Below are 26,027 nucleotides of genomic sequence, written 5' to 3'. Positions count from 1 at the left end.
CCGACCGAGGCCACGGAAGCCGTCCAGCCCATCGTGACCCCGGAAGAGGGGCGCGCGCTACTCCCTGGACGCTCCGGCGTGCGCCGGGCGGTCCGCCCTCAGCTGCTCTGACCCCGCAGCGAGGCCAGATACGCGTTGTACGCCTCCAGCTCCTTGTCGCCGTCCCGGTCGGCGGCCCGGTCCTTGCGGACCGCCTGCCGCTGCTCGGAGCGGTACCACTGGTAGACCAGCGCGATCAGGACCAGGACGGACGGGATCTCGCTGAACGCCCAGGCGATGCCGCCCGCGGCCGTCTGGTCGGCGAGGGCGTCGATGCCGAGCGAGACCGGCGGGTTCTTGTACGCCTCCACCATCGGCTGCGACGCCATCATCATCGCGATGCCGAAGAACGCGTGGAACGGCATGCCGGCGAAGAGCTCCAGCATCCGCATCACGTAGCCCGGCCGGTGCGGGCCCGGGTCCACGCCCATGATCGGCCAGAAGAAGACCAGGCCCACCATCAGGAAGTGCACCATCATCCCGATGTGCCCGGCCTTCGAGCCCATCAGGAAGTCGAACAGCGGCGAGAAGTAGAGCCCGTACAGGCTCGCGATGAACATGGAGATGGTGAACGCCGGGTGCGTGACGACCTTCATGTACCGGCTGTGCAGCAGCTTCAGGAGCAGCTCGCGCGGCCCCGTCGAGCCCCGGCCCGCCACCGGCAGCGCCCGCAGCGCGAGCGTCACCGGCGCGCCGAGCAGCAGCAGGATCGGCGAGAGCATGGAGATCACCATGTGCTGCACCATGTGCACGCTGAACATGACCATGCCGTAGTCGTTGAGCTTGGTGCACATCATCAGCGCGACCGTCAGCACACCGACCGCGAAGAACACCGTCCGGCTGACGGGCCACGCGTCACCGCGCCGCCGCAGCCGCGCCACGCCCCACCCGTACAGACCGAGCGCCGCCAGGCATCCGATCAGGAAGAACAGGTCGGGAGAGAACTCCAGGCCCCGTCCCAGCGTGAACGGCGGCAGATCCGTGGTCATGCCGTGCCCGCTGTGATCCATCCGTACACTCCTGGAGCCCGATTCGCGCTTGTTGTCCGCACCAGACTAGAACCGCCCCCGGCCGCGACTGCGACCGGGGGCGGATGTCACGGACGGGAGTCGTCAGAGCACGCACTCCGCCTCGTCGTAGCGGTCGGCCGGGACCGTCTTGAGGGTCTCCACGGCCTGCGCCAGCGGGACCATCGTGATGTCCGTGCCGCGCAGCGCGGTCAGCATGCCGAACTCGCCGCGGTGCGCCGCCTCGACGGCGTGCCAGCCGAAGCGGGTCGCGAGGACGCGGTCGTACGCGGTGGGGGTGCCGCCGCGCTGGACGTGGCCGAGGATGACCGGGCGGGCCTCCTTGCCGAGGCGCCGCTCCAGCTCGACGGAGAGCTGGTTGGCGATGCCGGTGAAGCGCTCGTGGCCGTAGATGTCGGTGCCGGCGGTCTTGAAGTCCATCGAGCCCTCGCGCGGCTTCGCGCCCTCGGCGACGACCACGATCGCGAACCGCTTGCCGGCCTCGAAGCGCTCCCCGACCCGGGTCGTCAGCTCGTCCATGTCGAAGGGGCGCTCGGGGACGACCACGGCGTGCGCGCCGGCGGCCATGCCGGAGTGCAGCGCTATCCAGCCGGTGTGGCGGCCCATCACCTCGACGACGAGGACCCGCTGGTGCGACTCGGCGGTGGTCTTCAGCCGGTCGAGGGCCTCGGTGGCGACGGTGACGGCCGTGTCGAAGCCGAAGGTGACGTCGGTGGAGGCGATGTCGTTGTCGATCGTCTTCGGGACGCCGACGATCGGGATGCCCGCCTCGGAGAGCAGGTTCGCCGCCTTGAGGGTGCCTTCGCCGCCGATCGGGATGATGGCGTCGAGACCGAGGTCGGCGACATGGCCCCTGGCGCGCTCGACGCCGCCGACGAGGTGTGCGGGCTGGACCCGCGAGGAGCCGAGGATGGTGCCGCCCCGGGCCAGGATGCCGCCGACCGCGTCGAGGTCGAGCTTCCGGTAGTCGCACTCCAGGAGGCCCTTCCACCCGTCGTGGAAGCCGATGACCTCGTCGCCGTGATCGACGACGGCGCGGTGCACGACGGAACGGATGACAGCGTTCAGACCGGGGCAGTCTCCGCCGGAGGTGAGCACGCCAATGCGCATAGCCCAAAAACCTTTGCAACGTGGGCCGACTCCCGGACCACGTCGTCCGGCTGGATCCCCGCCACCCTATCGCCGCAGGGTGGCGGGGCCGAACCGGATGTCCGCACAGTGGACAACGTACGTTCGTACGAGGGGCGAACAGCGGCCCCTGGGGTGACTCAGGCGGGCTGCGAAGCCGCCGCGATGCGCTCGGCGCGCAGCGCCTCGTACCAGCGGTCGTCGGTCGGCGGCAGCGCGTTCACATCGAGGGCCAGCTTCAGGAGCAGGTCCGCGATCTGCGGGTTGCGGGCCATGACGGGGCCGTGCATGTACGTGCCGAAGACGGTCTCGTTGTACGCGCCCTCGGTGCCGTCGCCGGTCCCGTTGCCGTTGCCGTAGACGGTCCGGGCGAAGGGCCGGGCCGTCGGGCCGAGGTGGGTGATGCCCTGGTGGTTCTCGAAACCGGTCAGCTGGGGGAGGCCCAGGCGCGGGTCGATGTCCGCGAGGACGTCGCCGACGCAGCGGTCACCCTCGCCGCGGGTCGAGATCACGTCGAGGAGCCCGAGGCCGGCCTCGCGCTCGCCGAGGTCGTTGATGAACTCGTGGCCCAGGATCTGGTACCCGGCGCAGACCGAGAAGATGATCGCGCCGTTCGAGGCGGCCCGGCTCAGGCCGCCGTCCCGCCGCAGCCGCTCGGCCGCGAGCCGCTGCGGACGGTCCTCGCCGCCGCCGATCAGGTAGATGTCGCCCGAGGTGGGGACCGGCTGGTCGCTGCGGACGTCGACGCGCTCGACGCTGAGGCCGCGCTGTTCGGCACGGCGCTGGACGACGAGGACGTTGCCCTGGTCGCCGTAGGTGCTGAGCAGGTCCGGGTAGACCCAGACCAGGCGCAGGCTGCTGTCACTCATGCTGCAAGTCCTCTACGGGTCAGTTGCCGACGCGGCGGCGGACGTCCTGGAAGGCGGTGTAGTTGGCGATCAGCTCGATCTGCCCGGGCGGGGCCATCGAGACGGCCTCGTCGAGCGTCTCGCAGACGCGGAAGTCCACACCCGCGACCTCCAGGCGGACCGCGAGGTCCAGCTTCCGGTCGCCGATCACCATGATCGGGTGGCCGGCGAGCCGGCCGTAGTCCACGTCCCACAGCCAGGAGGTGTCCGTGCCGTCGGCGCCCCGCGCGTTGACCGAGAGGATCACCGGGGCGGGCGGCCCGTCGATGAGGGAAAACGTTTCGAGCCAGCCGGCCGGGTTCTTCGCGAGCAGCAGACGCAGGTCGCGGTTCTGGAAGGACACCACGTCGTAGCGTCCGGCGACGGCCTGCACCTGGTACATGCGCTCCAGGGCCACCTGCGGCGGCACCCCGAAGACGGCGGCGACGGCGGCCGAGGTCGCGGCGTTCGCCTTGTTGGCGCGGCCGGGCAGCTGGAGCCGGATCGGCCAGGCCGAACCGTGCGGGTCGAGCACGTGGTCGCCGCTGAGCGCCCAGCTCGGCGCGGGACGGCGGAAGCCGCACTCGCCGCAGAACCAGTCGTCGCCCGGACGCTGCATCACACCGCCGCAGGCGGGGCACGACCAGGCGTCGTCCTTCCACTCCTGACCGGCGGCGACCCACACCACGTTCGGCGAGGAGGAGGCGGCCCACACGATCAGCGGGTCGTCGGCGTTGGCGATGACCACGGCCTTGGTGCCGCTGAGGCCCTCGCGCCACTTCTCGGCGAGCATCCGGGTCTCGGCCGCACGGTCCAGCTGGTCGCGGGAGAGGTTCAGCAGCGCGATCGCCTTGGGCGTGGTGTCCCGGGCGACGCCGGCGAGGTACTTCTCGTCGACCTCGATCACACCGAACTTGGAGTCCGTGCCGCCGGCCAGCGCCGAGGTGATGCCCGCGGGCATGTTCGCGCCGAGGGCGTTGGAGACCACGGGCCCGGCGGCGCGCAGGGCCTCCGCGATGAGCCGGGTCGTCGTCGTCTTGCCGTTGGTCGCCGACACCAGGACGACGTCCAGATGCTGCGCGAGCCGACCGAGCAGGTCGGGGTCGAGCTTGAGCGCCACCCGCCCGCCGATCACCGATCCGCTGCCGCGCCCCGCCGCACGCGACACCGCGGCCGCGGCCTTGCCCGCCGTCACGGCCAGCTTGGCGCGCGGCGACAGCGGCTCTGGATTACCGGGGTGTCCTGACATCGTTCTTGTTCCTCCTTGCGTCGGTCCGGGCTCAGCCTATCGAGATCCGGCCAGCAGCCCGAACAGCGGCACCGGCAAGCGACCGCGCGAAACGGCGAGGTCACGGCGGACCGTACCCTTACGGCCATGCGAAACCGCCCCATCCCCGGCAGTTCCGGCCTCGTCCGAGCGATGACGCTCCTCGGCGACCCCGTACTGCACACCCCCTGCGCGCCCGTCACCGACTTCGGACCCGAACTGGCCCGGCTCGTCGAGGACATGTTCGCCACGATGTACGCGGCGAACGGCGTGGGCCTGGCGGCGAACCAGGTCGGCGTGGGCCTGCGGGTCTTCGTGTACGACTGCCCCGACGACGAGGAGAACCGCCACCTGGGCCATGTGGTGAACCCGCGCCTCGTGGAGGCGGACGGCGACGAGATCCGCGGCCCCGAGGGCTGCCTCTCCCTGCCGGGCGTCGAGGCGCCGACCCCCCGCTTCGACCGCGCGGTGGTCGAGGGCGTACGCCTCGACGGCACCCCGATACGGATCGAGGGCACGGGTTTCTTCGCCCGCTGCCTCCAGCACGAGACGGACCACCTGGAGGGCGGGGTCTACGCGGACCACGTCACGGGGTGGCGCAAGTCACGTCTGCTGCGCACGATCCGCAAGCAGCCGTGGGGGACCGGGGCCTCCGTCCTTGAGGCCTGACCCGCTCGCCTAGAAGCCGGGCCCGCCCGGGCGGTCGTCGGCCTCCGCGAGGCGGCCCCACAGCAGGTCGGCCAGGCTCTTGACCAGGTCCGTCCGGGAGCAGGGGCGCTCGCCGAGCCACCAGTCGCCGGCCGCGTGCATCATGCCGACGATGCCGTGGCCCCAGATCCGGGCCTGGGCCTCGGCGGCCGGTCCCAGGTCGACGCGCTCGGCGATGACCTGGCCGAGCTCCTCGCCCATGCGGCGCAGGAGCGGGGCCGAGTGGCGGCCGACGTCGAAGCCCTGCTCGGTCTGGTGGGACTCCTCCGCCGGGTGCATGAGGAAGCGGTAGACCTGGGGCATCGCCTCGATGGACGCCAGGTAGGTGTCGAGGGTGGCCTCGACGCGGCTGCGCCGGTCGGCGGGCGCGTCGAGCGAGGCGCGGAGCGAGGCGAGGAGCGCGTCCGTGTGCCGGGTGGCGAGGGCGCGGTAGAGCCCGCCCTTGTCGCCGAAGTGGCGGTAGAGGATCGGCTTGGTGATGCCGGCCTCGGCCGCGATCGCGTTCATGGACGCCTTGGGGCCGTCCCGGAGCACCACCCGGTCCGCCGCCTCCAGCAGTTCGCGGCGCCGCTGCTCGGCGGGCGTCTGCTGGTCGGTGGTCCGGTGTGCGATGTCCATGTGCGTGTCTCCCCGCCCGTGCGATTCGTGAGGCTGTCGCAACGTAACACCCGGCGGCGATCCGGTGTCGCTCGGGCCGAACCGCTCCACCGCAGGTTGACAGCCTATACCCACCGGTAACAGACTGCTGTTACCGCAAGTAACGTCATGCTGGGAGGGAACATGGGCGAGTTCACGCTCGAACTCAACGAGGACCAGAAGCAGGTCCGCGACTGGCTCCACGGCTTCGCCGCCGATGTGATGCGCCCCGCGGCCGCCGAGTGGGACGAGCGTGAGGAGACTCCCTGGCCGATCATCCAGGAAGCGGCCAAGCTCGGCATCTACTCCCTCGACTTCTACGCCCAGCAGTTCTTCGACCCGACCGGCCTCGGCATCCCGATGGCGATGGAGGAGCTCTTCTGGGGCGACGCCGGCATCGCCCTCTCCATCGTCGGCACCGGCCTCGCCGCCGTCGGCGTCCTCGCCAACGGTACCGAGGAGCAGATCGGCACCTGGGTCCCGCAGATGTACGGCGACGCGAACGACGTCAAGGTCGCCGCCTTCTGCTCCTCCGAGCCCGACGCCGGCTCCGACGTCGCCTCCATGCGCACCCGCGCCGTGTACGACGAGGCCAAGGACGAGTGGGTCCTCAACGGCACCAAGACCTGGGCGACCAACGGCGGCATCGCCAACGTCCACGTCGTCGTCGCCGTCGTCGACGCCGAGCTCGGCTCCAAGGGCCACGCCTCCTTCATCGTGCCGCCGAACACCCCCGGCCTCTCCCAGGGGCAGAAGTTCCAGAAGCACGGCATCCGCGCCTCCCACACCGCCGAGGTCGTCCTGGAGGACGTCCGCGTCCCCGGCTCCTGCCTGCTCGGCGGCAAGGACAAGCTGGACGAGCGGCTCGCCCGCGCCCGGGAGAAGGCCAGGGCGGGCGGGGTGGGGGCACCTCCCAGCGGTAGCTGGGGGAGCGTGAAGAACGCCGCCATGGCCACCTTCGAGGCCTCCCGCCCGGCCGTCGGCGCCATGGCCGTCGGCACCGCCCGCGCCGCGTACGAGGTCGCCCTCGACTACGCCAAGACCCGCGTCCAGTTCGGCCGCCCGATCATCGAGAACCAGGGCGTCGCCTTCCAGCTCGCCGACATGGCCACCCAGATCGACGCCGCCCGCCTCCTCGTCTGGCGCGCCTCCTGGATGGCCACGGCCGGCAAGCCCTTCACCGCGGCCGAGGGCTCCATGTCCAAGCTGTACGCGAGCGAGGTCGCCAAGAAGGTCACCGCCCAGGCCATCCAGATCCTCGGCGGCAACGGCTACACCCGCGAGTACCCGGTGGAGCGCATGCACCGCGACGCCGCGATCTACACGATCTTCGAGGGCACCAGCGAGATCCAGCGCGTGGTGATCAGCCGCGCGATCGCGAAGTAGCCGCCGCCGCTCACGCCAGGCAGAACTCATTGCCCTCCGGGTCCTGGAGGACCACCCCGTAGTAGTCCATGCCGTTCGGCTCGTCCATCGTGTACAGCACGGTCGCGCCGAGCGCCGTCAGCCGGGCCACCTCACCGTCCACGCGCGCGCGGCGGACGGCGAGGGGGACCTCCCGGCCGCCGCCGACCTTCAGGTCGAGGTGGACGCGGTTCTTGGCGGTCTTCGGCTCCGGGACCCGCTGGAACCAGACCCGGGGGCCCATGCCCTTCGGGTCGACGATGGACTCCGGAAGGTCCCCGGCGCCCTCGCCGAGCTCGTCCTCCGGCACGCCGATCGCCTCCCAGTACGCCCTCCAGGTGGCGTGGCCTGCGGGCGGCGGTTCGGGGACGTACCGCAGGGCGTCCAGCCAGAAGGGCACCAGGCGCTGGGGGTCGGCGCAGTCGATGGTCAGCTGCAGTGTCAGTTCGGGTCGCTCGTCCATGCCGGTGAGCGTCCCAGAAGCCACTGACAACGAGGCCGGGGCCGTCAGGCGTTTCACGCCAACAGGCCTGATTCGGTCGGCTGTTCGGCCCCGGCTACCTGTGGGTTACTTCCTGAGGGACAATCAGCGGGCCAGTGACGATCAAGGGGGAACCGATCATGGCCACCACCGGTACCGAAGCACCCCACCTCGGGGGAAATCCGCTCCTCGGCTCCATGCTCGACCTCAAGAAGGACTCCCTGGGCACCTTCCTGCGCGCCCGGCGTGAGCACGGGGACGTCGTGAAGATGACCGCGGGCCCGCCCGGGATCCGCGCCACCTTCTACGGCGTCTTCTCCGCGGAGGGCGCCCAGCAGGTCCTCGCCGGGGAATCCGCCAACTTCCGCAAGGACAACGCCTTCTACCAGGAGATCCGCGAGTCCTTCGGCAACGGGCTGCTGACCAGCCAGGACGAGGACTACCTCCGCCAGCGCCGGCTCGTCCAGCCGCTCTTCACCAAGCGCCGCGTCGACGGCTACGCGGGGGCCGTCGCCGCCGAGGTCACCACCCTCATCGGCGAATGGCAGGACGGCGGCGCCGAGACCGTCGACGTCCTCCACGAGATGACCCGCCTCGCCCTGCGCGCGGTCGCCCGCATCCTCTTCGGCACCGACGTCGACGCGGCCGTCGAGATCGTCGAGCGCTGCTTCCCCGAGCTCGGCGCGTACGTGCTGCGCCGCGGCTACTCCCCGGTCAAGTTCCCGCGCGACTGGCCCACCCCCGGCAACCGCAAGGCCGCCGCCGTCCACCAGGCGCTGTACGAGGTCTGCGACCGGATCATCGCCGAGCGGCGCGCTTCCGGCCGGTCCTCCGGCGAGGGCGACGACCTCCTCACCCTGCTCGTCGAGGCCGAGAGCGCCGAGGACGGCAGCTTCGACGCCACCGAGCTGCGCGAACAGGTCCTCGTCTTCCTGCTCGCCGGGCACGAGACCACCGCCACCTCCCTCGGCTTCGCCCTCCACCTCCTCGCCCGCCACCCCGAGGTGCTGAAGCGGACCCACGAGGAGATCGACCGGGTCCTCGGCGGCCGTACCCCCGGCGCCGCCGACCTCGACGCGCTGCCCTACCTCACGCAGGTGCTGAAGGAGGCCATGCGGCTCTTCCCCGCCGCCCCGGCCGTCGGCCGCCGCGCCGTCGACGCCACCGTGATCGGCGGTGTCACCATCCCGGCGGGCGCGGACGTCATCATCTCCTCCTGGGTGACCCACCGGCACCCCGCCTACTGGGAGGACCCGGAGCGCTTCGACCCGGACCGCTTCACGCCCGAGGCGGAGGCGGCCCGCCCCCGGTACGCCTGGTTCCCCTTCGGCGGCGGCCCGCGCGCCTGCATCGGCCAGCACTTCTCGATGCTGGAGTCGGTGATCGCGCTGGCGATGGTCCTCCAGAAGTACGGCCTGGAGGCCGTCGACACCGAGGTGCCGGTCGGCTCCGCGATCACCCTCACGCAGGAGGGCCCGGCACGCTGCCGCCTGATCCCGAGGACGGCGTAACCGCTGTACGTACGGGAGCGGCCCGACCGGGGCCGCTCCCGTCCCCCTACGGCCTGGTCGCGACCACGATCGTCGCCCACCACTCCTCGGAGGTGACGACCCGCGGCGCCAGACCGGCCGCGGACATCACCGCGAGCGCCGTCTCCGCCTGCCGCTCGCTCGTCTCCACCAGCAGGTGCCCGCCCGGCGCCAGCCACTCCGGCGCCTCGCCGGCGACCCGCCGCAGCACGTCGAGCCCGTCCGCGCCGCCGTCGAGCGTGACCAGCGGCTCGTGGTCCCGGGCCTCGGGCGGCAGCAGCCCGATCTCCTCCGTCGGTACGTAGGGCACGTTCGCGACCAGTACCCCGACCAGGCCCCGCAGCTCCCGCGGCAGCGGCGCGAAGAGGTCCCCCTCGTACACCAGACCGCCGCGCGGCTCGACGTTCCGCCGGGCGCAGGCCACGGCCGCCGGCTCGATGTCCGAGGCGTGCACCCGCGCGCCCTCGACCCGGTCGAGCAGCACGGCGCCCGCCGCGCCGGAGCCGCAGCACAGGTCGACGCAGACGGCGCCGGGCCGGGCCAGCTCCACCGCGTGACCGACGAGGAACTCCGTACGCCGCCGGGGCACGAAGACCCCGCCGTCGACCTCGATCCGCAGCCCGGCGAACTCGGCCCACCCCACGACGTGCTCCAGGGGCAGGCCGGAGGCCCGCCGCTCGACCATCAGGTCGAGCTCGGCGGGCCCGGCGGCGGTCGCCAGGAGCATCTCCGCCTCCTCCTCGGCGAAGACGCAGCCGGCGGCCCGCAGCCGTTCCACCACCCCCAGGTCAGACAAGCTGCGCCTCGATCGCCGACACGACCTCCGGGGCCTCCGGCTCGGTGCGCGGACGGAAGCGGGTGACCTGGCCGTCGCGGCCGATGAGGAACTTCTCGAAGTTCCACTGCACGTCACCGGCCTCGCCCTCGGCGTCGGCGACCTTCACCAGCTCCGAGTAGAGCGGGTGGCGGCCGTCGCCGTTGACGTCCGTCTTCTCCAGGAGCGGGAAGGACACCCCGTACGTCGCCGAGCAGAAGGTGGCGATCTCCTCGGAGCTGCCCGGCTCCTGGCCCGCGAACTGGTTGCAGGGCACGCCGAGCACGGTGAAGCCGCGCTCCCCGTACGCCTTCTGCAGCCGCTCCAGACCGGCGTACTGCGGGGTCAGGCCGCACTTCGAGGCCACGTTCACCACCAGCACGGCGCGGTCGCGGTAGTCGGCCAGGGAGACCGGCTCACCGGTCAGGGTCTTCAGGGGGATGTCGTACAGGCTCATGGGAGTGCTCCTCATCGCAATAGGGTTTGATCTCAGCATGGGAGACGAACCACTGGCAATCGCGATCGATTCCACGACACCGACGGGACCGCGCCGGGTGTACTGCCGGCTCTGCGGCCGCCCCCTGACCGGCGCCGACTCCCGCCGCACCGGCCTGGGCCCCACCTGCGACGCCAAACTCCACCCCCCGGCCCCGGACATCCGCACCCGCCGCCACGAGGTCGAGCAGGACACCCTGCCGGGGATCTGAGAGCCCCTACAGCTTCCTGAACAGGCCCTCCTGGACCACCGACACCAGGAGCCTGCCCTCGCGGTCGTAGATGCGGCCCCGGGCCAGACCCCGGCCGCCCGTGGCGATCGGGGACTCCTGGTCGTACAGGAACCACTCGTCCGCCCGGAACGGGCGGTGGAACCACATCGCGTGGTCCAGTGAGGCCATGTCGAAGCCGCGCGGGCCCCAGAGCGGTTCGACGGGGATCCGGACCGCGTCCAGGAGCGTCATGTCCGAGGCGTACGTCAGGGCGCAGGTGTGGACCAGCGGGGCGTCGCCCAGCGGGCCGACGGCCCGCATCCACACAGCGCTCCTCGGGTCCGCGCCCCTGACCTCGTCCTGGGTCCAGCGCAGCCGGTCCACGTACCTGATGTCGAAGGGCTGGCGGCGGGCCATCCGCTCCAGGGCCTCCGGCAGCGAGCCCAGGTGCTCGCGGATCTCGTCCGCCAGGTTCGGCAGCGTCTCCGGATCGGTCAGGTGCCTCGGGGGCAGCTGGTGCTCGAAGGCGCCCTCCTCCGGCCGGTGGAAGGAGGCCGTCAGGTTGAAGATCGTCCGCCCCTCCTGGATCGCCGTGACCCGGCGGGTCGTGAACGAGCGGCCGTCGCGCACCCGCTCCACCTGGTACACGATCGGCACCCCGGGCCGCCCCGGCCGCAGGAAGTAGGCGTGCAGCGAGTGCACCGGCCGGTCGCCCTCGGTGGTGCGGCCGGCCGCCACCAGGGCCTGACCGGCGACCTGCCCGCCGAAGACCCGTTGCAGCGACTCCTGCGGGCTGCGCCCGCGGAAGATGTCGACCTCGATCCGCTCCAGGTCGAGCAGATCCACGAGCCTCTCGGCGGGGTTGGTCACCACACGTCTCCTCTACAGCTGTCCGACGGACGTCACGCGGACCACGGCCCGGCCCTCCTCGTCGGAGGCCGCGAGGTCCACCTCCGCGCTGATGCCCCAGTCATGGTCGCCGTTCGGGTCGGCGAAGGTCTGCCGGACGCGCCACAGGCCGTGCGCCGCGTCCTCCTCGATCGCGAGCAGCTTCGGGCCGCGCGCGTCCGGACCCGTACCCAGATCGTCGTACTCGTCCCAGTAGGCGTCCATCGCCTCGCCCCACGCGTCCGCGTCCCAACCGGCCTCGCCGTCCAGCTCGCCGAGCGCGTCGACGTTGTCGAGGGCGGCCAGCTCCACCCGGCGGAACATCGCGTTGCGCACCAGGACCCGGAACGCGCGGGCGTTCGCCGTGACCGGCTTGACCTGGTCGGCCTTCTCCTGGGCCTCCTCGGCCGTCTGGACCTCCGGGTTGGCCAGCTGCTCCCACTCGTCGAGCAGCGAGGAGTCCACCTGCCGCACCATCTCGCCCAGCCAGGCGATCAGGTCCTCCAGGTCCTCGGTCTTCAGGTCGTCCGGGATGGTGTGGTCGAGCGCCTTGTACGCGCTCGCCAGGTACCGCAGGACGATGCCCTCGGTCCGCGCCAGCTCGTACCAGGAGGTGAACTCCGTGAAGGTCAGCGCCCGTTCGTACATGTCACGGATGACCGACTTCGGCGACACCGGGTGGTCGCCGACCCACGGGTGCGACTTCCGGTAGACGTTGTACGCGTGCCAGAGCAGTTCCTCCAGCGGCTTCGGGTACGAGATCTCCTGGAGCCGCTCCATCCGCTCCTCGTACTCGACGCCGTCCGCCTTCATCCGCCCGACGGCCTCCCCGCGCGCCTTGTTCTGCATGGCGGCGAGGATCTGGCGCGGGTCGTCCAGCGTCGACTCGACGACCGACACCATGTCCAGGGCGTACGAGGGGGACTCCGGGTCGAGCAGGTCGAAGGCGGCGAGCGCGAACGTCGACAGCGGCTGGTTCAGCGCGAAGTCCTGCTGGAGGTCGACCGTGAGCCGGATGGTGCGGCCCTCCGCGTCCGGCTCGTCCAGCTGCTCGACCACGCCGCCGTCGAGCAGCGAGCGGTAGATCGCGATGGCCCGGCGGATGTGCCGCAGCTGCGCCTTGCGCGGCTCGTGGTTGTCCTCCAGGAGCTTGCGCATCGCCTCGAAGGCGTTGCCCGGCCGGGCGATCACCGAGAGCAGCATGATGTTGGTGACCTTGAAGCGGGAGGTCAGCGGCTCCGGCTCGGCGTCGATAAGCTTCTCGAAGGTCGTGTCGCTCCAGGCGACGAAACCCTCGGGGGCCTTCTTGCGGACCACCTTGCGGCGCTTCTTCGGGTCGTCGCCGGCCTTTGCGAGCGCCTTCTCGTTCTCGATGACGTGCTCGGGGGCCTGCGCCACCACGAAACCGGCGGTGTCGAAGCCGGCCCGGCCGGCCCGGCCCGCGATCTGGTGGAACTCACGGGCGCGCAGGGTGCGCACCCGGTTGCCGTCGTACTTGGTGAGGGCCGTGAAGAGCACCGTGCGGATCGGCACGTTCACGCCGACGCCGAGGGTGTCCGTCCCGCAGATCACCTTCAGGAGGCCCGCCTGGGCCAGCTTCTCCACGAGCCGCCGGTACTTCGGCAGCATGCCCGCGTGGTGCACGCCGATGCCGTGGCGGACGTACCGCGAGAGGTTCTGGCCGAACTTGGTGGTGAAGCGGAAGTTGCCGATGAGCTCGGCGATCTGGTCCTTCTCCTCGCGCGTGCACATGTTGATGCTCATCAGCGACTGGGCGCGCTCGACGGCCTGCGCCTGCGTGAAGTGCACGATGTAGACGGGCGCCTGCTTGGTCTCCAGGAGCTCGGTCAGGGTGTCCGTGATGGGCGTGAGCCGGTACTCGTACGACAGCGGCACCGGCCGGGTCGCCGAGCGGACCACCGAGGTCGGCTTGCCGGTGCGCCGGGTCAGGTCCTTCTCGAACATCGACACGTCGCCGAGCGTCGCCGACATGAGGATGAACTGCGCCTGGGGGAGTTCCAGGAGCGGGATCTGCCAGGCCCAGCCGCGGTCCTGCTCGGCGTAGAAGTGGAACTCGTCCATGACGACCTGGCCGATGTCGGCGTACTTGCCGTCCCGCAGCGCGATCGAGGCGAGCACCTCGGCGGTGCAGCAGATCACGGGGGCGTCCGCGTTCACGGAGGCGTCGCCGGTCAGCATGCCGACGTTCTCGGTGCCGAAGAGCTTGCACAGGTCGAAGAACTTCTCCGACACGAGCGCCTTGATCGGCGCGGTGTAGAAGGTCACCTGGTCATTGGCGAGCGCGGTGAAGTGCGCACCCGCCGCGACCAGCGACTTTCCCGATCCGGTAGGTGTGGACAAGATCACGTTGGCCCCGGAGACGACCTCGATCAGCGCCTCTTCCTGGGCCGGGTAGAGCGTGATGCCCCGGTCCTCGGCCCAGGAGGAGAAGGCCTCGAAGAGGGCGTCGGGGTCGGCGGTCGGCGGCAGCTGATCGATAAGGGTCACGCCCCCATCTTGCCCGCATTCCGCGCGGATGAGGGAACCGGCCATCATCAGTCTTGATCACGGACGATAGGCTCGTCCGTCGACCGGTCGTCAACTGAGCGCCGGCAGGGGAGAAACGGGGCGGACCGACCATGATGGGACCGGCGCATTCGCTGTCCGGAGCGGCGGCCTGGCTGGGGGTGGGAGCGGCCGCGGCCGCCTTCGACCACCCGATGCCCTGGCCGGTTCTCGTCGTCGGCGCGCTCATCTGCGCGGGCGCGGCCCTCGCGCCCGACCTCGACCACAAGTCGGCGACCATCTCCCGCGCCTTCGGGCCGGTCTCCCGGACCCTCTGCGAGATCGTCGACAAGCTGTCGTACGCCGTCTACAAGGCGACCCGCTCCACGTCCGACCCCCGCAGGTCCGGCGGGCACCGGACGCTCACCCACACCTGGCTCTGGGCGGTCCTGATCGGCGGCGGAGCCTCCGTCGCGGCGGTCACCGGCGGCCGCTGGGCGGTCCTCGCGATCCTCTTCGTGCACCTGGTCCTCGCCGTGGAAGGCCTGCTGTGGCGGGCCGCCCGGGTGTCCAGCGACGTCCTGGTCTGGCTGCTCGGCGCCACCAGCGCCTGGATCCTCGCGGGCGTCCTCGACCAGCCGGGCAACGGCGCGGACTGGTTCTTCACCGGCCCCGGCCAGGAGTACCTGTGGCTGGGTCTGCCCATCGTCCTCGGCGCCCTCGTGCACGACATCGGCGACGCCCTGACCGTCTCCGGCTGCCCGATCCTGTGGCCCATCCCCGTCGGACGCAAGCGCTGGTACCCGATCGGCCCGCCCAAGGGCATGCGCTTCCGGGCCGGCAGCTGGGTCGAGCTCAAGGTCCTGATGCCCGCCTTCATGGTCCTCGGCGGCGTCGGCGGAGCCTCGGCGCTCGGTTTCCTCTAGCGGCCGGCGGTGCTCGGTTTCCTCTCGCGGCCTGCGGGTGCCGAACGGCATAGATCGCGCCATGTCCGCTCATCGTCCTCTGGACCGCGGCGGACGACCGCGCTTCACTTCCGGGCCATGAGATCACTCAAGATCACGAGCGTGATCGGCGGTCTGGTGCTCGCCGCCGGCGCGCTGTTCACCGCCCACCCGGCCGCCGCCGACGGTCCGACCGGCCCGACGCCCCCCGCCGAGTTCTCCACCGACTGGCACGACCCGGTCACCGCCGCCCCGCCCGTCGCCACCCCCGGCACCCGCACCTGCGAGGTGACCCTCGCGGCCACCGAGTTCCGCGACTTCACCCCGTACCGGGGGAGCTACGCCCCGCCGAAGGAGTGCGGCACCGGCGCCCGCTGGAACAAGGTGGTGCTGCGCCTCGACGGACAGGTCAAGGGCCGCCAGTACGACCGCCTGGGCTACCTCACCCTCGGCGGCGTCGAGATCCTCCGCACCTCCACCCCCGAGCCCTCTCCCGACGGCGTCAGCTGGTCCGTCGAGAAGGACGTCACCCGCTACCGGGACACGCTCAGCCGCCCGCAGCCGGTCGAGATGCTCATCGGCAACGTCGTGAACGAGACGTACACCGGTGTCCTCGACGTCCGCGTCACGCTCACGTTCCACGCCGCCGAGGGCCGCGTGAAGCCCGCCGCCGGCACCCCCGACCGGGTCGTCCCGCTCACCGGCGCGACCCTTACCACCCCGCGCAACACCGAGCGCGTCCTCGCCGAGGTGTACGCCACCGGATCCGGCGGCGGCTGCGAGGAGTTCTGGTACCTCACCGTCCCCGACGCCGCCCCCTACTCCTGCAAGGCCACCGACGGGCCCTACCGGGAGGTGCGGATCTCCGTCGACGGGAAGCTCGCCGGCATCGCGGCCCCCTTCCCGCACGTGTGGACCGGCGGCTGGTCCAACCCCTTCCTCTGGTACGTGACGCCCGCGCCGCGCGCCTTCGACGTACAGCCGATCACCTACGACCTCACGCCCTTCGCGGCCCTGCTCAACGACGGCGCGGCCCATCGCGTCGAGGTCTCCGTCGCCGGCGTCCCCGCCGGGCAGTCCGGCTGGAGCATCCCCACCAACGTGCTGCTCTGGCAGGACGAGGGCAGCGAGGTCGTCACCGGCGGCCTGGACCGGCACGAGCCCGGCACCCCGCGCGACTCCGCCGTGTACACGGCCGGCGCCCCGGACGTCCTGGAGGCCACGGGCGGCGACACGCTCACCGTCGCCGGGCACCTGAACACCTCGCACGGCCGCGTCGCGACCACCGTCACCCGTACCGTCGACCACCGGTCCACCCACCGCTGGGGCGCCGACGAGAACCCCGACGCGCTCACCGCCCGCTGGACCGACGACGAGACCGTGACCGTCGGCCGGACCGCGACGCACACCCGGCGCACGTACACGATGGACGGCGAGATCGCCGTCGACGGCGCGAACCGCCTGCGGACCGGGCTCACCGTCGGCGACCGCGCCGCCGTCGACGTCGTCCGGAACGGCAAGCGGCTGTCCTGGTCGCGCCTGGACGACACGTACACCGGCGACGCCTCCTTCACCCTCGGCGTCCCCCGCGACCAGCGGCACGCGGTCGGCACCAGCACCGAGCGCTACCGGCTCCACGGCTCCGACGACTGCTACGACCGCAGCCTGACCGCCGTCCAGGGCACGGTCACCGAGGACCTGCGCCGCTGCTGAACACGGCGCTGCCCGGCCCCCTTCCCGAGGGGCCGGGCAGTACCGCCGGGTCAGGCCGGCTTCGCGGAGTCCACGCCCGCGCGGGCCCTGCGCCACTCGCCGCGCGTGAAGTCGGGGATCTCCTGCGGCGCGCCGTTCGCCTTGATCGACGCGTGGCTCAGCGGCACCGGAGCCGTCCAGGTGGCGGCGTCGTACACGTCGAAGTCCGGCGGCAGGCCCTTCTGGAGACACTGCATCAGGCGGTAGACCATGATGTAGTCCATGCCCCCGTGGGCGCCCGGCGGGTTGGCGTGGTCCTTCCACAGCCAGTGGTCGAACTCGGCCGCGTACGCCGCGAAGTCCCCCCAGACGTCGTCCTTGTGGTCCGGCTCCAGATAGATCCGGGCCGGGTAGTCCTCGAAGACCCCCCGCGTACCGCCCAGGCTGTTGATCCTGCTGTACGGGTGCGGGGTGGACACGTCGTGCTCCAGGCGGATCAGCCGGCCCTTGGCCGTCTGCACCATGCTGATCGTCCGGTCGCTCTCGATGTACGTCTCCTTCCAGCTCGGGTCGCCGGCCGGCATGTGCGCCGCGCGGTACTCGGCGAGCCCGAGCGCCGGGGTGCCGAAGCTGCTGATGCTCACCGCCCGGTCGCCCCGGTTGACGTCCATGTAGTTGGCGACCGGCCCGAAGCCGTGGTTCGGGTAGAGGTCCCCGCGCAGCCGGGTGTGCCACAGTCGGCGCCAGGGCCCCTCGTAGTACGTCGGCGAGAACAGCAGCCCGCGCAGGTCGTGGTTGTACGCCCCCGCGCCGTGCAGCAGCTCCCCGAACCTCCCGGCGTGCGCCATCCGCAGCACCCGCATCTCGTTGCGCCCGTAGCAGCAGTTCTCCAGCTGCATGCAGTGGCGGCGGTTCTGCTCCGACAGGTCGACGAGCTCCCACAGCTGCTCGAGCTCCAGGGCGATCGGGCACTCCACGCCGACGTGCTTGCCGTTCAGCAGCGCCGTCCTGGCGATCGCGAAGTGGGTGTCCCAGGGGGTCGCCGCGTACACGAAGTCGAGGTCGGTGCGGGCGCAGAGGTTGGCGTAGTCGTCCGCGCCGTGGGTGTAGAGGGCGGGGGCGGGCCGGCCGGAGGCGGTGACGGCCTTGGCGGCCTTCTCGGCCTTCTCGCGCACCGGGTCGCAGAGGGCGACGATCTGGACCCAGGGGAGGGCGAGGAAGTTGGCGATCATGCCGCCGCCGCGGTTGCCGAGTCCGACGATGCCGATCCGGACCGTGGAACGGCCCTGGAACGGGACCCCGGCCATGGTGGAGCCCCGGCGTTTCGGCGCGGCCGGGGTCTGCGGCGTGACGGCGGGAGCGGAGCCGGTGGCGGCGTGCGCGGTCTGCCCGCTCGCGGCGGTGATGGCGAGTCCCGCTCCGGCCGTGGTCCGCAGGACCGTGCGACGGCTCGGGGGGCGCGGTGTCTGGTCGTCCATGGAACCTCCCTGCTGACGGGTGGTTGGACTGTACTGTTCCGGTTCCTCCGCCGAGCCGCACCGGCCGCGGATGATCACCCGAACATACGAAGGGCCCCTCACCGTACGGGGTGAGGGGCCCTGTCAGTCCCGGCGCGCGGGGGATTGACGGATAATCAGGGGCGGGTGGCGCGTTCCAGCGCGAGCAGCACCGATTCGTAACTCCGGCCTGTCGCGCGGTTCATCCCGATCTCGCACATCCGGTTCGCCGAGACGTGCGCGTCGAACGGCCGGGCCGTGACCTCGGCGGCCTCCCGGGCCGTCGCCGAGGCCGTCAGCTCCGGGTGCAGCATGCCCCGGTCGCCGGCGAAGGCGCAGCAGCCCGCGTCGGCGGGGACGACGACCTCCTCCGCACAGGCCCCGGCGAGCGCGGTGAGCTTCTCCTCGTCGCCCAGGTGCCGCATCGAGCAGGTCGGATGGACCACCGCCGAGGCGACCCGGCGGCGCACGTCGAGCCGGGGGAGCAGCTCGTCCGCCGCCCACACGAGCGAGTCCACCACGGTCAGTTCGGCGTGCAGCTCACGGTTCTCCTCCGTCAGGTACGGCACCACCTCGTGCGCGAGGCCCAGGGTGCACGAGGAGGCGTCCACCACGAGCGGCAGCCTCCCGCCGGCCGTCCACCCCCAGGCGGCCTCGACGATCCGGTTCGCCATCACCTCGTTGCCCCGCTCGTACCCCTTGGAGTGCCAGATCGTCGCGCAGCACGTGCCGGCCACGTCGTCCGGGATCCACACCGGCCGCCCGGCCCGCGCGGACACCGCGACGACGGCCTCCGGCAGCGAGGGCCCGCGGACGCCCTCCTGATTGCCGAAGATACGGTTCACACACGCCGGGTAGTAGACGGCGACCGCCGCCGGACGGTGGGTGCGGGGGAGCCGCCAGGCCGCCGCGCCCGGGATCTCCGGCAGCCACTCCGGGACGAGGTCCGGGCGGACGGCCTTGCGGGCGAGGCCCGTCACCGATTCCAGGACCCGGTCGCCGATCCGGTCCGCGGCGCCGACCGCGAGCCGCGCGGAGGCCTCCACCGCGCGGAAGTTCTTCGCGGCCAGAGCCGCGATCCGCTCCTCGCGCGGCGAGTGCCGCTCGTGCCGGAACTCCTTCATCAGCGCCCCCGTGTCGATGCCGACCGGGCAGGCGAGGCTGCACGTGGAGTCGCCCGCACAGGTGTCGACGGCGTCGTAGCCGTACGCCTCCAGGAGCCGGGCCTCGACCGGCGAGCCGTCGGACTGGCGCATCATCTCCCGGCGCAGCACGATCCGCTGGCGCGGAGTGGTCGTCAGGTCGTGGCTGGGGCAGGTCGGTTCGCAGAAACCGCACTCGATGCACGGGTCGGCGATCCGCTCCACGGTGGGGATGGTCTTGAGGCCGCGCAGGTGGGCCTGCGGGTCGCGGTCCAGGACGATCCGCGGGGCGAGCACGCCGGCCGGGTCGATGGCCTCCTTGACCCGCCACATCAGATCGGTCGCCCGCGTCCCCCACTCCAGCTCCAGGAACGGCGCGATGTTGCGGCCGGTGGCGTGCTCCGCCTTGAGCGAGCCGTCGAAACGCTCCACGGTCAGCTTGCAGAACTCGTCCATGAAGGCCGCGTACCGCTGGACGTCGGCGGGGTCGGCCGCGTCGAAGGCGAGCAGGAAGTGGAGGTTGCCGTGGGCCGCGTGGCCGGCGACGGCCGCGTCGAAGCCGTGCCGCGCCTGGAGGCCCAGCAGCGACTCGCAGGCCTCCGCGAGCCGGTCCGGCGGCACCGCGAAGTCCTCGGTGATCAGGGTCGTACCGGAGGGGCGGGAGCCGCCGACGGCCGTCACGAAGGCCCTGCGGGCCCTCCAGTAGCCGGAGATCCGCTTCGGGTCCCGGGTGAAGGCGTTCTCGACGGAGGCCACCGGGGCGACCAGGCCCAGGCCGCCGAGCACGGCTTCCGCCGCCCGCTCGTACGCCTCCAGGGCCGGGGTGTCCGGGGCCCGGAACTCGACCAGGAGCGCCGCCGTCTCCTTCGGCAGCTCCGCCCAGTCGGCGGGCACGCCGGCCACGCTCACCGAGGCCCGCAGCGTGTTGCCGTCCATCAGCTCGACGGCGAGCGCCCCGGCCCCGTTGAAGAGGGGCACGGCCGCGGCGGCGGCGGGCAGCGAGGGGAAGAACAGCAGGGCCGTGGACACCTCCCGGTCCAGCGGCAGGGTGTCGAAGACGACCTCGGAGAGGAAGCCGAAGGTCCCCTCGGAGCCGACCATCAGGCCGCGCAGGATCCGCACCGGGGTGTCGCCGTCGAGGAAGGCGTCGAGCCGGTAGCCGTTGGTGTTCTTGATGGCGTACTTGGCCCGGATCCGCGCGGTCAGCGCGGGGTCCGCCTCGATCTCCGCCTTCAGCGCCGTCAGCTCCGCGCACAGCCTCGGCTCGGCGCGCGCGAGCTCCTCGTCGGCATGCGGGTCCGCCGTGTCGACCACGGTCCCGCTCGGCAGCACCACGGTCAGGGACGAGACGGTCCGGTACGAGTTCCGGGTCGTGCCAGCCGTCATCCCCGAGGCGTTGTTGGCGACGACCCCGCCGATCGTGCAGGCGATCGCGCTGGCCGGATCGGGCCCCAGGACCCGCCCGTACGGGGCGAGCGCGGCATTGGCCCGCACCACGGTGGTGCCGGGCCGGATCCGCGCCCGGGCCCCGCCGTCCAGGACCTCGACGCCCGCCCAGTGACGGCGCACGTCGACGAGGATGTCCTCCCCCTGCGCCTGGCCGTTGAGGCTGGTCCCGGCGGCCCGGAAGACCACTTCGCGGCCCTTGCCGTGGGCGTACGACAGGACGGTGGAGATGTCGTCGATGTCCTCGGCGACCACGACGACCTGCGGGACGAAGCGGTACGGGCTGGCGTCCGAGGCGTAGCGCACCAGGTCGGAGATGCCCGAGAGGACCTTGCCGGGCCCGAGGAGCTCGGTGAGCTCCTGGCGCAGCCGCCGCGGCGTGCCGCGCGCCGCGAGTTCCGGCACGCGGTCCGGGGCGGGCGTCCGCTTCGTACCGGGACGCAGGGCCTGCGGGTTCGGTTCGAGCAGCGGCATGTCCTGGCTCCCCTTCGGCGCGTCCCCGCACCCGTCGGGTCAGCAGCCGCGCTCCGGGCCGGGGTCGACCAGGGCGGACAGCAGACCTTCGAGCACCTCGCGCTGTTCGACGGTCAATGGAGCAAGGATGTCCTCTGCGGCGGCCCGGCGCGCGCTGCGCAGCTCGCGCAGCGTGGCGCGGCCCGCGTCGGTGAGCTCGACCCGCACCACCCGGCGGTTGCTCGGGTCGGGCACCCGGCGCACCCGGTCGCCCGCCTCCAGGCCGTCGACGAGACTGGTCACGGCCCTCGGGACGACCTCCAGGCGGGCCGCGAGGTCGGCCATCCGGGGCGGCTCGCCGAAGTGCGCGACCGTGCGCAGCAGCCGGGACTGCGCGGGGGTGATGCCGACCGGCTCCAGATGGCGCTTCTGGATGCGGTGCAGGCGCCGGGTGAGCCGCAGCAGCTGCTCGGCGAGGAGCCCGTCGGTGTCGGTCCCGCCCGGACGGTCGGAGGTGTTCATACGGGAACAATATCAGGACCATGTTCATTGTGAGTATAGGTAACAATGAGCTATGGTCTCTATCGACCGTCGAATCTTCCGAAGGAGCCCATGCGCCCCCACGACCAGTCCGACTGGACGCCCCCGCCCCGCGACCCCGGCCAGCCCAAGGAGCCCGCGCAGGTGCGGCGGATCCTGCGGCTCTTCCGCCCCTACCGCGCGCGCCTCGCGCTCGTCGGCCTCCTGGTCGGCGCCGCCTCGCTCGTGTCGGTCGCCTCGCCGTTCCTCCTGCGCGAGATCCTGGACGTCGCGATCCCCCAGGGCCGCACCGGGCTCCTCAGCCTGCTCGCCCTCGGCATGATCGCCACCGCCGTCCTGACCAGCGTCTTCGGCGTGCTCCAGACCCTCATATCGACCACCGTCGGCCAGCGCGTCATGCACGACCTGCGCACCGGGGTCTACGAGCAGCTCCAGCGGATGCCGCTCGCCTTCTTCACGCGCACGCGTACGGGCGAGGTCCAGTCCCGCATCGCCAACGACATCGGCGGCATGCAGGCGACCGTGACCTCCACGGCCACCTCCCTGGTCTCCAACCTGACCGCCGTCGTCGCGACCGTCGTCGCCATGCTCGCCCTCGACTGGCGCCTCACCCTCGTCTCGCTGCTCCTGCTGCCCGTCTTCGTCTGGATCAGCCGCCGCGTCGGCCGCGAGCGCAAGAAGATCACCACCCAGCGCCAGAAGCAGATGGCCGCCATGGCCGCGACCGTCACCGAGTCCCTCTCGGTCAGCGGCATCCTGCTCGGCCGCACCATGGGCCGCGCCGACTCCCTGACCATGTCCTTCGCCGAGGAGTCCGAGCGCCTCGTCGACCTCGAAGTGCGCTCCTCCATGGCCGGACGGTGGCGGATGTCCACCATCGGCATCGTCATGGCCGCCATGCCCGCCCTGATCTACTGGGCCGCCGGCATCGCCCTCGGGCGGGGCGTCTCGGAGATCTCGCTCGGCACGCTCGTCGCCTTCGTCTCGCTCCAGCAGGGCCTCTTCCGGCCCGCCGTCAGCCTGCTCTCCACCGGCGTGCAGGTGCAGACCTCCCTCGCGCTCTTCCAGCGCATCTTCGAGTACCTCGACCTGCCCGTCGAGATCACCGAGCCCGACGAGCCGGTCCCGCTGCCGGAGATCCGCGGCGAGGTCGCCTTCGAGAAGGTCGCGTTCCACTACGACCGCGACGGGCAGAGCCGTCCGACCCTGGACGGCATCGACCTGACCGTCCCCGCCGGCGGCAGCCTGGCCGTCGTCGGCCCCACCGGCTCCGGCAAGTCCACCCTCAGCTACCTGGTGCCCCGGCTGTACGACGTCACCGGCGGCCGCGTCACCCTCGACGGGGCCGACGTGCGCGACCTGGACTTCGACACCCTCGCCCGCGCCGTCGGCGTCGTCTCCCAGGAGACGTACCTCTTCCACGCCTCCGTCGCCGACAACCTCCGCTTCGCCAAGCCGGAGGCCACCGACGAGGAGATCGAGGCCGCCGCCCGCGCCGCCCAGATCCACGAGCACATCGCCTCGCTCCCCGAGGGGTACGACACCCTCGTCGGCGAGCGCGGCTACCGCTTCTCCGGCGGCGAGAAGCAGCGCCTCGCCATCGCGCGCACCATCCTGCGCGATCCGCCGGTCCTGATCCTCGACGAGGCGACCAGCGCCCTCGACACCCGCACCGAGCACGCGGTACAGCGCGCCATCGACGCCCTGTCGGCCGGCCGCACCACGATCACCATCGCCCACCGGCTCTCCACCGTCCGCGACGCCGACCAGATCGTCGTCCTGGAGGCCGGCCGGATAGCGGAGCGCGGGACGCACGAGGAGCTGCTCGCCCGCGACGGACGGTACGCCGCGCTGGTCCGCCGGGACGCCCGTACGGCCGCGAAGGGCGACGCCGAGGACCCGAGCCGGGCCGAACAGACGAACGTGGGAGCGGTTGTTCCCCAGAACGTGTGATCGTGCCGGGATTCGTTGCCCGGGTGCCGTACGGCATCAGATGATCACGGAGTGCGAGCGACGGGCTGCAGACCGCGACCGCACACGTCCCACTGATGTACCTGTACGAGGAGAAGCACCATCATGAACGTCATCACCAACCTGCTCGCCGGCGTCCTCCACTTCCTGGGCTGGCTCGTCTGACGATCGCAGTGCCCGGCGCCGTCGGCCCCCCGTCCCAGGGGGCCGGCGGCGCCGCCGTGTGCGCGGGATCCCCGGATTCGCGTACGGCCCGCGTTAGCGTGCGCTCATGACGTACCGGACGCCGTCACCGTACGCACCCCAGCGCCGTCCTCGCCGCCCGACCCTGCCCCGGCCTCCCCGCCGAGCCCGTCGAGACCGCCGTTCCCGCCTCACCCGGCGCGGCCGGCTCGCGCTGCTCCTCGGGGCGGTCCTCGTCCTGGCGGTCGGCGTCGCCGTCCCGCTCCTTCTCACCCGCGACGAACCGGCCGTCGAACAGCCCCGCACCCTCCTCGTCCCGGAGGGCTGGCGGGCCGGCCAGGTCTACGCCGCCGTCGACCGGGCACTCCACCTGCCCGACGGGACCGCGCGGAAGACCGCGACCACCTCCGGCGTCCTCCCGCTGCCCGCCGCGGCCGGCGGCAACCCCGAGGGCTACCTCTTCCCGGCGACCTACCCGGTGCTCTCGTCCACCACCCCGGAGGCGCTGCTGCGCTTCATGGTGGACACCGCGGGCAGGCGTTACGGCGCCGGGCGGATCGCCGAAGGGGCGCGGGCGCACGGACTCAGCGTCTACGAGACGGTGATCGCGGCCAGCATCGTGCAGGCCGAGGCCGACAACCCGGAGGACATGGCGAAGGTGGCGCGTGTCGTCCACAACCGGCTCGCGCGGGGCATGGCGCTCCAGATGGACTCGACGCTCCACTACGCCCTCGGGCGCAGCACCGTCGACACCAGCGCCGAGGACACGAAGTCCCGGAGCCCGTACAACACCTACGCCCGCAAGGGCCTCCCGCCGACGCCCATCGGGAACCCGGGGGACGAGGCCCTGGACGCGGTGATCCGCCCCGCGGACGGCGACTGGCTCTACTTCGTCACGGTGGCCCCCGGGGACACGCGCTTCACCGCCGACTACGCCACCCACCAGGCGAACGTGGCCGCGTTCAACGCCAACCGGGGCGCCGCGCGGCAGTGAACGGTCAGGGCGTAGGCGCGGGGACCCGCTCGCGGCCGAGCAGTCGGCGGATGTCGGAGGCCGCCGCGCGTCCGGCCCGGTTGGCGCCGATCGTCGACGCCGAGGGACCGTAGCCGACGAGGTGGACGCGCTCGTCCCGTACCGCGCGCGTCTCCTCGACCTGGATGCCGCCGCCCGGCTCCCGCAGCCGCAGCGGTGCCAGATGGTCGATCGCCGCACGGAAACCGGTCGCCCACAGGATGACGTCCACGTCGACGGTCCGGCCGTCGTCCCAGGCCACCCCGGTCGGGGTGATCCGGTCGAACATCGGGAGGCGGTCCAGGATCCCGCGCGCGCGTGCCGCGCGGATCGCGTCGTTGAGGGGGAGCCCGGTGACCGAGACGACGCTCTGCGGCGGCAGCCCGCGCCGCACCCGCTCTTCGACCAGGGCGACGGCCGCGCGGCCCTCCACCTCGCCGAACGGGCCCTCGCGGTAGACGGGCTCGCGCCGGGTCACCCAGGTCGTCCCGGCGGCGACCTCGGCGATCTCCATGAGGTGCTGGGTGCCGGAGGCCCCGCCGCCCACGACGAGGACCCGCTTCCCGGCGAACGCCTCGGGGCCCGGGTACTGGGCGGTGTGCAGCTGGCGGCCCCGGAAGGTCTCCTGCCCCGGGTAGCGCGGCCAGAACGGCCGGTCCCAGGTGCCCGTCGCGTTGATCAGGGCCCGCGTCGCGTAGACGCCCTCCGAGGTCTCGACCCGCAGCCGCCCGCCCTCGCCCTCCCGCACGGCGGTGACGTCGACGGGCCGGTGGATCCGCAGGCCGAAGGTCCGCTCGTACGTGTCGAAGTACGCGCCGATCACCTCCGAGGAGGGACGGGCGGGATCGGCCCCGGTGAGCTCCATGCCGGGCAGGGCGTGCATTCCGTGGACCTTGCCGTACGTGAGCGAGGGCCACCGGAACTGCCAGGCGCCGCCCGGCGCGGGGGCGTGGTCCAGGACGACGAAGTCCCGGTCCGGCTCAAGACCGGTGCGCCGCAGGTGGAAGGCGGCCGAGAGCCCCGCCTGCCCGGCGCCGATGACGACGACGTCCACCGCCCTGACCTCTTCGAACCCGAAATCGTTCACGCTTCCACCAACCGGGGCGGGGGTGCGGTTCTTCCCGCGC

The 26,027-nt window shown here is 72.1% G+C and carries 22 protein-coding genes; 8 read left to right on the top strand and 14 right to left on the bottom strand.

The features are described from left to right. Positions 1-98 precede the first annotated feature (98 nt). From ACZ7HT_RS10675 to ACZ7HT_RS10660, 4 genes are all read right to left on the bottom strand, one after another. Entirely contained in the window at positions 99-1,049 is a 951-nt protein-coding gene (locus tag ACZ7HT_RS10675) for a cytochrome c oxidase assembly protein (RefSeq protein WP_471162726.1), read from the bottom strand. Positions 1,050-1,151: 102 nt separating this feature from the next. Beyond that, complete coding sequence (locus tag ACZ7HT_RS10670) at positions 1,152-2,177, bottom strand: 6-phosphofructokinase (RefSeq protein WP_471162723.1); 1,026 nt, start codon at positions 2,175-2,177, stop codon at positions 1,152-1,154. Between the two features lie 158 nt (positions 2,178-2,335). Next, positions 2,336-3,064 (bottom strand): type 1 glutamine amidotransferase, encoded by a 729-nt coding sequence (locus tag ACZ7HT_RS10665; RefSeq protein ID WP_471162720.1) that lies wholly within the window; start codon positions 3,062-3,064, stop codon positions 2,336-2,338. A gap of 19 nt (positions 3,065-3,083) precedes the next feature. Further along, positions 3,084-4,331: a MurT ligase domain-containing protein gene (locus ACZ7HT_RS10660; RefSeq protein WP_471162717.1), complete on the bottom strand. Its 1,248-nt coding sequence runs from the start codon at positions 4,329-4,331 to the stop codon at positions 3,084-3,086. 126 nt (positions 4,332-4,457) lie between these two features. On the opposite strand from ACZ7HT_RS10660, the gene def reads away from it, so the two are divergent. Continuing rightward, positions 4,458-5,018 (top strand): peptide deformylase, encoded by a 561-nt coding sequence (gene def, locus ACZ7HT_RS10655; protein ID WP_471162715.1) that lies wholly within the window; start codon positions 4,458-4,460, stop codon positions 5,016-5,018. 9 nt (positions 5,019-5,027) lie between these two features. On the opposite strand, the gene ACZ7HT_RS10650 is transcribed toward def, so the two are convergent. Further along, positions 5,028-5,675 (bottom strand): TetR/AcrR family transcriptional regulator, encoded by a 648-nt coding sequence (locus ACZ7HT_RS10650; RefSeq protein ID WP_471162712.1) that lies wholly within the window; start codon positions 5,673-5,675, stop codon positions 5,028-5,030. 162 nt (positions 5,676-5,837) lie between these two features. On the opposite strand from ACZ7HT_RS10650, the gene ACZ7HT_RS10645 reads away from it, so the two are divergent. Further along, a complete protein-coding gene (locus ACZ7HT_RS10645; RefSeq protein WP_471162709.1) occupies positions 5,838-7,079 on the top strand; it encodes an acyl-CoA dehydrogenase family protein in 1,242 nt (413 codons plus the stop codon). Between the two features lie 10 nt (positions 7,080-7,089). Here ACZ7HT_RS10645 and ACZ7HT_RS10640 read toward each other — a convergent pair whose 3' ends face one another. After that, positions 7,090-7,560, bottom strand: a complete 471-nt coding sequence (locus tag ACZ7HT_RS10640) for a VOC family protein (RefSeq protein WP_471162706.1) — start codon at positions 7,558-7,560, stop codon at positions 7,090-7,092. 158 nt (positions 7,561-7,718) lie between these two features. Between ACZ7HT_RS10640 and ACZ7HT_RS10635 the strand changes: the two genes are divergently transcribed. Further along, positions 7,719-9,089, top strand: a complete 1,371-nt coding sequence (locus ACZ7HT_RS10635) for a cytochrome P450 (RefSeq protein ID WP_471162703.1) — start codon at positions 7,719-7,721, stop codon at positions 9,087-9,089. A gap of 46 nt (positions 9,090-9,135) precedes the next feature. On the opposite strand, the gene ACZ7HT_RS10630 is transcribed toward ACZ7HT_RS10635, so the two are convergent. Together ACZ7HT_RS10630 and ACZ7HT_RS10625 are read right to left on the bottom strand one after the other, a co-directional pair. Next, positions 9,136-9,903: a putative protein N(5)-glutamine methyltransferase gene (locus tag ACZ7HT_RS10630; protein WP_471162701.1), complete on the bottom strand. Its 768-nt coding sequence runs from the start codon at positions 9,901-9,903 to the stop codon at positions 9,136-9,138. After that, positions 9,896-10,378 carry a glutathione peroxidase gene (locus tag ACZ7HT_RS10625; RefSeq protein WP_471162698.1) on the bottom strand — a complete coding sequence of 161 codons (483 nt, stop codon included), beginning with the start codon at positions 10,376-10,378 and terminating at the stop codon, positions 9,896-9,898. The genes ACZ7HT_RS10630 and ACZ7HT_RS10625 overlap by 8 nt, the downstream gene beginning before the upstream one ends. 37 nt (positions 10,379-10,415) lie before the next feature. Between ACZ7HT_RS10625 and ACZ7HT_RS10620 the strand changes: the two genes are divergently transcribed. Then, the gene (locus ACZ7HT_RS10620) at positions 10,416-10,628 is read left to right on the top strand and encodes a DUF6011 domain-containing protein (RefSeq protein WP_471162695.1); all 213 of its coding nucleotides are present in this window, start codon (positions 10,416-10,418) and stop codon (positions 10,626-10,628) included. Between the two features lie 6 nt (positions 10,629-10,634). Here the strand turns inward: ACZ7HT_RS10620 and ACZ7HT_RS10615 are convergent, their stop codons facing one another. Next, on the bottom strand, positions 10,635-11,498 hold the full coding sequence (locus ACZ7HT_RS10615) for an acyl-CoA thioesterase (protein WP_471162693.1): 864 nt from the start codon (positions 11,496-11,498) through the stop codon (positions 10,635-10,637). A gap of 12 nt (positions 11,499-11,510) precedes the next feature. Then, positions 11,511-14,072 (bottom strand): DEAD/DEAH box helicase, encoded by a 2,562-nt coding sequence (locus tag ACZ7HT_RS10610; protein WP_471162691.1) that lies wholly within the window; start codon positions 14,070-14,072, stop codon positions 11,511-11,513. 83 nt (positions 14,073-14,155) lie between these two features. Here ACZ7HT_RS10610 and ACZ7HT_RS10605 point away from each other — a divergent pair, with 83 nt between their 5' ends. After that, positions 14,156-14,947: a metal-dependent hydrolase gene (locus ACZ7HT_RS10605; RefSeq protein ID WP_471162688.1), complete on the top strand. Its 792-nt coding sequence runs from the start codon at positions 14,156-14,158 to the stop codon at positions 14,945-14,947. 117 nt (positions 14,948-15,064) lie between these two features. Then, complete coding sequence (locus ACZ7HT_RS10600) at positions 15,065-16,678, top strand: peptide-N4-asparagine amidase (protein WP_471162686.1); 1,614 nt, start codon at positions 15,065-15,067, stop codon at positions 16,676-16,678. 50 nt (positions 16,679-16,728) lie between these two features. Here the strand turns inward: ACZ7HT_RS10600 and ACZ7HT_RS10595 are convergent, their stop codons facing one another. From ACZ7HT_RS10595 to ACZ7HT_RS10585, 3 genes are all read right to left on the bottom strand, one after another. Continuing rightward, positions 16,729-18,135, bottom strand: a complete 1,407-nt coding sequence (locus ACZ7HT_RS10595) for a Gfo/Idh/MocA family protein (protein ID WP_471162684.1) — start codon at positions 18,133-18,135, stop codon at positions 16,729-16,731. A 155-nt stretch (positions 18,136-18,290) separates the two neighbouring features. Beyond that, the gene (locus ACZ7HT_RS10590) at positions 18,291-21,215 is read right to left on the bottom strand and encodes an FAD-binding and (Fe-S)-binding domain-containing protein (RefSeq protein ID WP_471162681.1); all 2,925 of its coding nucleotides are present in this window, start codon (positions 21,213-21,215) and stop codon (positions 18,291-18,293) included. A gap of 39 nt (positions 21,216-21,254) precedes the next feature. Beyond that, positions 21,255-21,716, bottom strand: coding sequence for a MarR family winged helix-turn-helix transcriptional regulator (locus ACZ7HT_RS10585; RefSeq protein ID WP_471162679.1), 462 nt, complete (start codon positions 21,714-21,716; stop codon positions 21,255-21,257). A gap of 90 nt (positions 21,717-21,806) precedes the next feature. Here ACZ7HT_RS10585 and ACZ7HT_RS10580 point away from each other — a divergent pair, with 90 nt between their 5' ends. After that, positions 21,807-23,687 (top strand): ABC transporter ATP-binding protein, encoded by a 1,881-nt coding sequence (locus ACZ7HT_RS10580; protein WP_471162677.1) that lies wholly within the window; start codon positions 21,807-21,809, stop codon positions 23,685-23,687. Between the two features lie 289 nt (positions 23,688-23,976). Next, positions 23,977-24,882, top strand: a complete 906-nt coding sequence (mltG, locus tag ACZ7HT_RS10575; RefSeq protein ID WP_471162674.1) for an endolytic transglycosylase MltG — start codon at positions 23,977-23,979, stop codon at positions 24,880-24,882. A 4-nt stretch (positions 24,883-24,886) separates the two neighbouring features. Here the strand turns inward: mltG and ACZ7HT_RS10570 are convergent, their stop codons facing one another. Further along, complete coding sequence (locus ACZ7HT_RS10570) at positions 24,887-25,987, bottom strand: NAD(P)-binding domain-containing protein (RefSeq protein WP_471162671.1); 1,101 nt, start codon at positions 25,985-25,987, stop codon at positions 24,887-24,889. Positions 25,988-26,027: the final 40 nt, after the last annotated feature.

This window comes from Streptomyces sp. NPDC037410 (assembly GCF_055602235.1).
The sequence above is the reverse complement of the archived record's forward strand: the minus strand, read 5'-3'. Positions and strand labels throughout refer to the sequence as shown.